Source organism: Streptomyces caniscabiei (genome assembly GCF_014930365.1).
In the GTDB taxonomy this organism is placed as follows: Bacteria; Actinomycetota; Actinomycetes; order Streptomycetales; family Streptomycetaceae; genus Streptomyces; species Streptomyces caniscabiei.
The window spans coordinates 1-819 of record NZ_JABXWI010000065.1; the positions used below are offsets into that span (position 1 = coordinate 1).

Below are 819 nucleotides of genomic sequence, written 5' to 3' on the forward strand. Positions count from 1 at the left end.
GTCCGGATCGGCGTACACGGCCACGCTCGCGATCCCGGCGTCCCGGCACGCCCGGGCGACGCGGACAGCGATTTCGCCTCGGTTGGCGATCAACACCTTCGTCAGCATTCCGGCTCCAGCATGTCGTTCGAGGTCGTGGTGAGCCTGCGCGCGGCGTCGACGATCCGGCCGATGTCCGAGCCGGGGGTGAAGACCGCGTCGACGCCCATGGCTTTGAGCACGGGGATGTCGCGGTCCGGGATGATGCCGCCGATGAGGATGCGGACGTCGCCGGCGTCTTCCTGCCTGAGCAGCTTGATCACCCTTTCCACGATCGTCAGATGGGCGCCTGACAGCACGGAGAGTCCCACCAACGGTGCGTCCTCGGCGATGACCGTGGCGACTATCTGTTCCGGTGTTTGGTGCAGGCCGGTGTAGATCACCTCGAAGCCGGCGTCACGCAGGGCCCGGGCGATGACCTTCGCACCGCGGTCGTGGCCGTCGAGGCCGGGTTTCGCGATCACCACGCGGGCATGCGGCGCCGTGGCGGTGCCGACGCGCTCCGTGTGTTGCAGCAGGGCACTCATTCTCACTCCAGGAGGGGTGCGGACCGGGGCTTGCTCGTTCAGTGGGGCCAGTAGGAGGTGCGCCAGGTTGTGGGCCCAGGCTGTGTGAGGGAGTCGCGGAGGATGTTGTGCTTTCTGTCCGCCCACTGGTTCAGGCGCTCGGGCCCTTCGAGGACGGTGGCTGCCGCCGCGGCGCGGGCGTGGACCACCGCCAGGGCGGCGGCCAGTTCCTCCGGGGTGGGGTTGCCCCGTACGACCTTGATGGTCATGGTTG

Annotated in this window: 3 protein-coding genes; all 3 read right to left on the reverse strand. The window is 68.6% G+C overall.

Annotated elements, in window-relative coordinates; translation table 11 throughout:
• On the reverse strand, positions 1–105 hold a 105-nt coding region (locus HW837_RS47980), incomplete at its 3' end, for a biotin carboxylase N-terminal domain-containing protein (protein WP_193382265.1).
• On the reverse strand, positions 102–566 hold the full coding sequence (locus HW837_RS47985) for a cobalamin B12-binding domain-containing protein (protein WP_193382264.1): 465 nt from the start codon (positions 564–566) through the stop codon (positions 102–104). The genes HW837_RS47985 and HW837_RS47980, both read right to left, overlap by 4 nt.
• Before the next feature lie 38 nt (positions 567–604).
• On the reverse strand, positions 605–814 hold the full coding sequence (locus tag HW837_RS47990; RefSeq protein WP_193382266.1) for an acyl-CoA carboxylase epsilon subunit: 210 nt from the start codon (positions 812–814) through the stop codon (positions 605–607).
• Positions 815–819: the final 5 nt, after the last annotated feature.

Coding starts and splice junctions, on each gene's coding strand:
- HW837_RS47985 (WP_193382264.1), bottom strand. CDS start 566: ATGAGTGCCCTGCTGCAACACACGGAGCGCGTCGGCACCGCCACGGCG.
- HW837_RS47990 (WP_193382266.1), bottom strand. CDS start 814: ATGACCATCAAGGTCGTACGGGGCAACCCCACCCCGGAGGAACTGGCC.